The following is a 6,978-nucleotide window of genomic DNA, read 5'->3' on the forward strand; positions in this document are numbered from 1 at the left end:
CGATAGCAGGCTACCAGCCGAATGTCAGCAAAACGCTATTGGCCTACCGCTCGCGGCAGGTCCCAGCTCTGCTCCCGCGCGTACGGCGCATAGTCGAGGTGCTCGAACATCGGGTCCTCCTCATCGATCTCCAGCACCACTGCCCCGGGGCGCCGCAACCGCGCCGGGACCACGTCGTATTCGCGGTCGTAGGCGTTCTCCACGCCCAGCTGCGAACGCGCCATCCGCTGCATCCGGCGCCGGCGCACCCGCTCCTCGATCCGAGTCTGCTTGCGCAGATAGCCCAGGTAGAGCACGGTTATCGCAGACATGAGGCCGACGAACCACCACGCCGAGGAGGTCCCTAGGAACGCCGTCATCGCCGAGAGCACCAGGACCAGTGCCATGACCATCAACACTCGCAGGCGCGCGGCGTATTTGCGCTTTGCGAGCGCGGCAGCCCTATCCGGATCAAAACGATGCCGCCGATCGTGCGCCGCCGGCATCGTGCGCAGCGGCGGGTCTTCGGCGACGGGGATACCCGACGTGTCGTCGACGTACTCGTACTGGTCTTCGTCGTCGTCGAAGCCTTCGCCCCTGTCGCCGAAGGCGTCGCCCACGTCGTCGTATTCGACGGCGAGGTTGACCTCGGTGTCGGTGTCGTCTGCGGCCTGATGGTCGGCGTCCGCGTGGGCGGCCGGCAGGGCTGGTGCGTCGGGGTCGACCACGTCGACATCGAGGTAGTCCGGCCCGGCGTCCTCCGACGACGACGGCGCGGCGACCGTCGCGAGGACGCGCGAGGGCGGGGCGTCAGCGTCGGCGTCGGCGTCGTGGAAGGCGTCATGGTCATCGGTATCAGGGAAGGCGCCAGCGTCGTCATGGTCGACCTGCTCGTCGTCTTCGGGCTGCCAGTCGGGGTTACTGCGATGCCCCGCCGCGGGCTTGCCGCGCTTGATCAGGCGGGCCGCCCTGCTGTTGTTGAGCACCCGGGTGGCCAATGCGACATCGCTGGTGCGCCGGACCGCGTCGCGCTTGCTGACCAGCATGGGGACCAGCACGAACAGCCAGAGCACCACGAGTGAGATCCAAAGCAATGACTGCGGGATGCTTGGCATGGCGACCCGCTCCTTTCCCCGCCGGGCGCCACCAGTTGAGACGCCCTATGCAGAGCATCATTAGTCACAAAAGTCACGTTCGTAACACGACACGCCGCGAGTTGTTGACGGACTGAATTAGCAGGACCCCATGGCCCGGTTCCTCCCCGCGCCGCAAACGGCGCGAATCGTCACCGCGCTAGCCCCATGGCCCGGTTCCTCCCCGCGCCGCAAACGGCGCGAATCGTCACCGCGCTAGTCCCATGGCCCGGTTCCTCCCCGCGCCGCAAACGGCACGAATCGTCACCGCGCTAGGCCCAGCGCGCATGGCCCTGGCGGACCAGCGCCGATACCACTGACCCGTACACCTCTTCGATCGTGAGGCCCACCAGCAGGTGATCGCGCCAGGCACCGTCGACCTGGAGGTAGCGCTTCAACAACCCCTCTTCACGAAATCCGACCTTCGCGAGCACGGCCCGGCTCGCCGCGTTCTCCGGCCGCACGGTCGCTTCCACCCGGTGCAGTCTGACCGGGCCGAAGCAGTGGTCGAGCCCGAGCGCCAGGGCGCCGGTGGCGACACCGCGACCGGTCACCGCATGGGACACCCAGTAGCCGATCCAGGCCGACCGCAGCGCGCCGTGCGTGACGTTGCCGATCGTCAGCTGCCCGCAGAATTGGCCGTCCAACTCGATCACATACGGCAGCATGCGACCGTTGCGAGCTTCCGACCGCAGGCTCGAGCACACCGCCGGCCATGCCGAAATAGAGTGTCGTGCAATCCAATCGGACTCGGTGCTGGGCTCATACGGCTCCAGGTGGGCGCGGTCGGCAAGCCGGGCCCGGCTCCATTGCGCCGCGTCACGCAACCGCACCGGCCGCAGCCGGATCACTCCGGCCGCCACCCGTAACGGGCCCACCGCAGCGGGCCAGCCGGGGTGATGAGAATTGTTGCGCCACACCGTCACGAGCTGAAACCACCGGCTCGTTCAGCCGCGCTGAGCCAGGAACGCCACGTCGACGACCTCGCCGGTGCGAATCTGCTCAGCCTCACGGGGAACCACGACCAGACAGTTTGCCTCAGCCAGCGTCGCCAGCAAATGCGACGACGCACCCGGGGCACCGCCCAGGGCCTGCACCAGATACTCGCCGGTGTCCTGATCGCGCATCAGTTGTCCGCGCAGAAACCCCTTGCGGCCCGCCACCGAGGTGATCGGCGACAGCGTGCGCGCCTGCACCATCCGGCGCATCGGCTGCCGCTTACCCAGCGACAACCGGATCAGCGGCCGGACCATCACCTCGAAGACCACCAGTGCGCTGACCGGGTTGGCGGGCAACAGAAACGTCGGAACGCCGTCGCGGCCCAGCTGGCCGAAGCCCTGCACGGAACCCGGATGCATGGCGACCCGGGAGACCTCCATGTCCCCGAGCTTGGCGAGCACCGAGCGCACCGCCTCGGCCGCCGCGCCGCCGACTGCGCCGGCGATCACCACGATCTCGGCGCGATTGACCTGGCCTTCGACCACCTCGCCAAGCTCTCGCGGGTCGCCGGAGACAATGCCGACGCGGTTGACGTCGGCACCGGCGTCGCGGGCCGCGGCCGCCAGCGCGTAGGAGTTGACGTCGTAGACCTGGCCGTTGCCCGGCGTGCGAGAGATGTCGACCAGCTCACCGCCGACCGCCAGCACCGAGACCCGCGGACGTGGGTGCACCAGAACCCGCTCACGTCCCACCGCGGCCAGCAGCCCGACCTGCGCGGCGCCAATGATCGTCCCCGCCCGTACGGCGACGTCACCCGGTTGCACGTCGTCCCCGGTGCGCCGCACGTAGGCGCCCGAGCGCACCCCGCGCAGCACCCGCACTCGCGACTGGCCGCCGTCGGTCCAGCGCAACGGCAACACTGCATCGGCCAGCGTCGGCAGCGGTGCCCCGGTTTGCACGCGCGCGGCCTGGCCCGGCTGCAACCTGCTCGGCGTGCGGGCGCCGGCCTGCACGCTGCCCATCACCGGCAGGGTCACGCCGCCGCCGGCCGGCGCCGAATCGGGTGCCTCGTCGTCGAGCTGTTCGTCGGCCGGGTTGGTCTCCCCCACCCCGAGTACGTCGACGCTGCGAACGGCGTAGCCGTCGATGGCGGCCTGATCGAAGCCGGGCAGCGGCCGCTCAGTCACAACCTCTTCGGCACACAACAACCCTTGGGCTTCGGCGATCGCGACGCGCACCGGCCTCGGCGCCACCGCGGCAGCCGTCACTCGGGCTTGTTGTTCTTCCACCGAACGCACGACGCGCCTTTCTGTTTCAGCCAGGCGCTTGGCCTGCTAATCCTCGGCCAGACCCAGTCTGGTCACCAGCCACCGCCGCAGCTCTGGCCCGTAATCGGGACGGTCCAAGGCAAAGTCAACCGCAGCCTTGAGGTAGCCGCCGGGATTTCCCAAGTCGTGTCGGGAGCCGCGGTGGACGACGACGTGCACCGGATGCCCCTCGTCGATCAGCAACGCGATCGCGTCGGTCAACTGCATCTCGCCCCCGGCGCCACGCTGAATGCGTTGCAACGCACCGAAAACGGCGCGATCGAGGACATACCGCCCGGCCGCGGCGTACAGCGACGGCGCATCCTCGACCTTCGGCTTCTCCACCATGCCCTTGACTTTCAGCACGTCGCTGTCGGCGCCGGGCACCGGCTCGACGTCGAAAACCCCGTAGGCGCTCACCTCGTCGCGTGCCACCTCGATGGCGCATAGCACCGAACCGCCGAACTCAGCGCGCACCTTCGACATCGTCTCCAGCACGCCGGTCGGCAGTACCAGGTCGTCGGGGAGAAGAATCGCGACAGCGTCCTCGTCCGCCCACAGCACCGGCTCCACGCAGCTGATCGCATGTCCCAGTCCCAGCGGCTCGGTCTGCACGACCGACTCGACCTTGATCAGCTGCGGCGCCCGGCGGACCTTGGCCAGCATGGCCTCCTTGCCGCGGGCCTGCAGCGTGCCCTCCAGCACCAGGTCTTCGACGAAGTGCGCGACGACGCCGTCTTTGCCTTCGGAGGTGATGATCACCAGACGTTCGGCACCGGCCTCAGCCGCCTCGGCCGCGACCAACTCAATGCCGGGGGTGTCCACGACAGGCAACAGCTCCTTCGGCACGGTTTTGGTCGCCGGCAGGAAACGGGTGCCCAAACCGGCCGCGGGCACGATCGCTGTCCGCGGAACCGAAATGTGTGGGGTGGCCATCGTTGAAACCATATCGTTGAACCCGTGGCGACCGCGGGCAAGTCGGCAATGCGAGAACGGCTGGTAGCAGCGCGTCGATTGGTGTCCAATGTCGACCGGGCGCGGCAGGCCGCGGCACTGGCCGGTCATGTCGGCGCGCTGGCGATCGACGGCGGCACCGTGTGCGCCTACGTTCCGGTCGGCAGCGAGCCAGGATCCCTCGAACTGGTGGATGCCTTGGCGCGGCGCGCCGACCAGGTGTTGCTCCCGGTCGCGCGTACCACCGCCGACGACGCCGCGCTGGCGCTGCAGTGGGGCCAGTACCGGCCCGGACTGTTGGTGACCGCACGATTCGGCCTGCTGGAACCGGCCGGGCCGTGGCTACCAGCGACAGCCGTCGCCACGGCCGGCGTCGTCCTGGTGCCGGCGCTGGCGGTCGACCGTACCGGCGCACGGCTGGGACGGGGCCGCGGGTTCTATGACCGGACGCTGACGTTACGGGCTCCGCGGGCCCGGTTGATCGCCGTCATCCGCGACGAGGAACTGCTCGACGAGGTGCCACACGAACCACACGACGTGCCGATGACGCATGCCCTGACCCCCGGGCAGGGCCTGGTCGAGCTCGCCGGTTAGCCAAGACACCCGCGTTCCGCAACCGGCTGCGAGTTCTCCTGCCGAACGAAAAAGCCGTACCCGCTCACAATCGGAGCGGGTACGGCCTTCATGTCTCGCGGACCGGTCAGATGGCCCGAACTTTGCTGGCCTGGGGGCCCTTGGCGCCCTGGGTGATTTCGAACTCAACCTGTTGGTTCTCATCGAGGCTGCGGAATCCGCCGCCGTCGATCTCGGAGTAGTGGACGAAGACGTCCGGACCCTCCGCCTGGGCGATGAAGCCGAAGCCCTTTTCCGCGTTGAACCACTTCACGGTTCCCTGTGTCATGCGTTTCTCCTTTGCCAGAGTTACCGCCCCGCACCATGCGAAACGGTGGCCGAATGATCAGACGACTGCTTCTGACTTGCCCTGCAAGGAGAAAGAGACGCCCGCACCAAGTTTCTGCGCGAGCGTGTTGGGAACACGAACACTTAGAATTTCGACTCCCCGATCCTACGCGATCTCCGGACGGTTTTTTACCCGCCTCCCCGGGTGCGTTCGACGCCGACTCAGCAGCGGGTGGGGTCAGCCACATCGCGGCCCCTAACATTGCCTGTGTAGGTTCCCATTCCGCGCGTCATAACCCACTCCGCTGAACTGCGGTGACGCCGGATGTCTCACGTGATGTCATGCGGATTCTGTCTCATTCTCGTGTCATATCCTCAGCTGGCTTCCTGGCGTCCCGCAACGAGATACCCCGACCGTCCGCCTGGCGTCGGCGTAGACGTCAGTTGTGGGCCCGGTCGCCGAACCATCGGTGGAGGGCCTGGTCTAGGTGTCCGGCGCTGGTGTCGGTCCAGGCGATGTAGCCATCGGGCCGGACGAGCGCGGCGCGGGGCGCTGGGACCTGACCGAGTGTTGGGAGACACCATGTTTCAAGCGGGTCCGCTTCCACGGTGCTGACGCGGTCCCGCCATCGTGTGACGTCCGGTGTGGGGCTGGGGCCGGTGGCCAGTAGAACTCCCCTGCCCTGGTGGAGCTGGTCGAAGAGTCGCACCCGGCCGCGGTCGGTAAGCAGGTCGAGATCGGGAATGCGCAGACCGACCAGCGGGTCGCTGTCACCGAGGTCGTAGCGGATGTCGAGCCCGGTCATCATTTCCGCGATACGAGCACGGGGTTCGTCCATGGCAAGAATGCTGGCCATGATGTCGCGCAGGGCGTCGGTACGCGGGCCCGGGGCGTTGAGCGCGGTTTGGGCCATCGTGGTGTGCAGCACCCGGGCGCCGACGGGGTGGCGTTCAGCGTGATAGGTGTCGAGTAGGTCTGGGTCGGATACGCCGGTGGCGACTTGGCCGAGTTTCCAGCCGAGGTTGGCGGCGTCTTGGATGCCGGTGTTGAGTCCTTGGCCGCCGATCGGGAAGTGGATGTGTGCGGCGTCGCCGGCAAGCAGGATCCGCCGGTCTCGGTAAGTGGCGGCTTGTCGGGTGGTATCGGTGAAGCGGGAAATCCATGCTGCCCTGCGTATTCCGTAGTCGGTGCCGCGGGCGGCCCGCAGTGCGGCGCGCAGGTCATCCAACGTCGGGTCGGCGGTGTCGTCGACGTTGGGCTCGGTGACGGTCACGCGGATGGTGTCTTCGCCGTCGAAGTGGTGAAACGAGTGATGCCCGCCGTCACGGTGTAGACCCCAGGGTGGTTCGTCGGCCATGTCGACGTCGGCGACCAGGCAGCTCGTCGACGCCGCCCATCCGGAAAACGCGATCCCGGCGTCCTTGCGGACGGCGCTGCGGCCGCCGTCGCAACCCACCCCGTACGTGCCACGTATCGTTGTGCCGTCGGCGCGGGTGACGTCGACGCCGCCTGGCTCCTGTTGGACCCCAACAACGTCCGACCTGTAGCGGATGGTGACCCCCAGTTCGGTGGCCCAGTCGGCCAGGATGCGTTCGACGCGGTACTGCAGCAGCCCCAGGACGTAGGGGTGGCGGGTGGGCAGCTCTCGTAGGTCCATGGTGAGCCCGGAGAATCCGGGGCCTACTTCGATGGTGCGGCCTTCGGTGAGGAATCGGTCGGCGATGCCGCATTGATCGAGGATTTCGATGGTGCGTGGTGTCATCCC

At 67.9% G+C, this 6,978-nt stretch carries 7 protein-coding genes; 1 reads left to right on the plus strand and 6 read right to left on the minus strand.

Annotated elements, in window-relative coordinates:
• Nucleotides 1-35: 35 nt before the first annotated feature.
• From sepX to AC2VOG_RS12170, 4 genes are all read right to left on the minus strand, one after another.
• Nucleotides 36-1,094: a divisome protein SepX/GlpR gene (gene sepX / locus AC2VOG_RS12155; protein ID WP_486940148.1), complete on the minus strand. Its 1,059-nt coding sequence runs from the start codon at nucleotides 1,092-1,094 to the stop codon at nucleotides 36-38.
• A gap of 290 nt (nucleotides 1,095-1,384) precedes the next feature.
• A complete protein-coding gene (locus AC2VOG_RS12160) occupies nucleotides 1,385-2,038 on the minus strand; it encodes a GNAT family N-acetyltransferase (protein WP_486940149.1) in 654 nt (217 codons plus the stop codon).
• Nucleotides 2,039-2,059: 21 nt separating this feature from the next.
• Nucleotides 2,060-3,349 (minus strand): molybdotransferase-like divisome protein Glp, encoded by a 1,290-nt coding sequence (gene glp, locus AC2VOG_RS12165; protein WP_486940150.1) that lies wholly within the window; start codon nucleotides 3,347-3,349, stop codon nucleotides 2,060-2,062.
• Between the two features lie 36 nt (nucleotides 3,350-3,385).
• The gene (locus AC2VOG_RS12170; protein WP_486940151.1) at nucleotides 3,386-4,294 is read right to left on the minus strand and encodes a UTP--glucose-1-phosphate uridylyltransferase; all 909 of its coding nucleotides are present in this window, start codon (nucleotides 4,292-4,294) and stop codon (nucleotides 3,386-3,388) included.
• Between the two features lie 24 nt (nucleotides 4,295-4,318).
• Between AC2VOG_RS12170 and AC2VOG_RS12175 the strand changes: the two genes are divergently transcribed.
• Entirely contained in the window at nucleotides 4,319-4,906 is a 588-nt protein-coding gene (locus tag AC2VOG_RS12175) for a 5-formyltetrahydrofolate cyclo-ligase (protein ID WP_486940152.1), read from the plus strand.
• Nucleotides 4,907-5,012: 106 nt separating this feature from the next.
• Here the strand turns inward: AC2VOG_RS12175 and AC2VOG_RS12180 are convergent, their stop codons facing one another.
• Nucleotides 5,013-5,213 (minus strand): cold-shock protein, encoded by a 201-nt coding sequence (locus AC2VOG_RS12180; protein WP_486940153.1) that lies wholly within the window; start codon nucleotides 5,211-5,213, stop codon nucleotides 5,013-5,015.
• A 439-nt stretch (nucleotides 5,214-5,652) separates the two neighbouring features.
• Nucleotides 5,653-6,978, minus strand: a 1,326-nt coding sequence (locus AC2VOG_RS12185; RefSeq protein ID WP_486940154.1) for an FAD-dependent monooxygenase, incomplete at its 5' end; no start/stop codon positions are given.

The organism is Mycobacterium sp. TH-M11 (assembly GCF_057473725.1).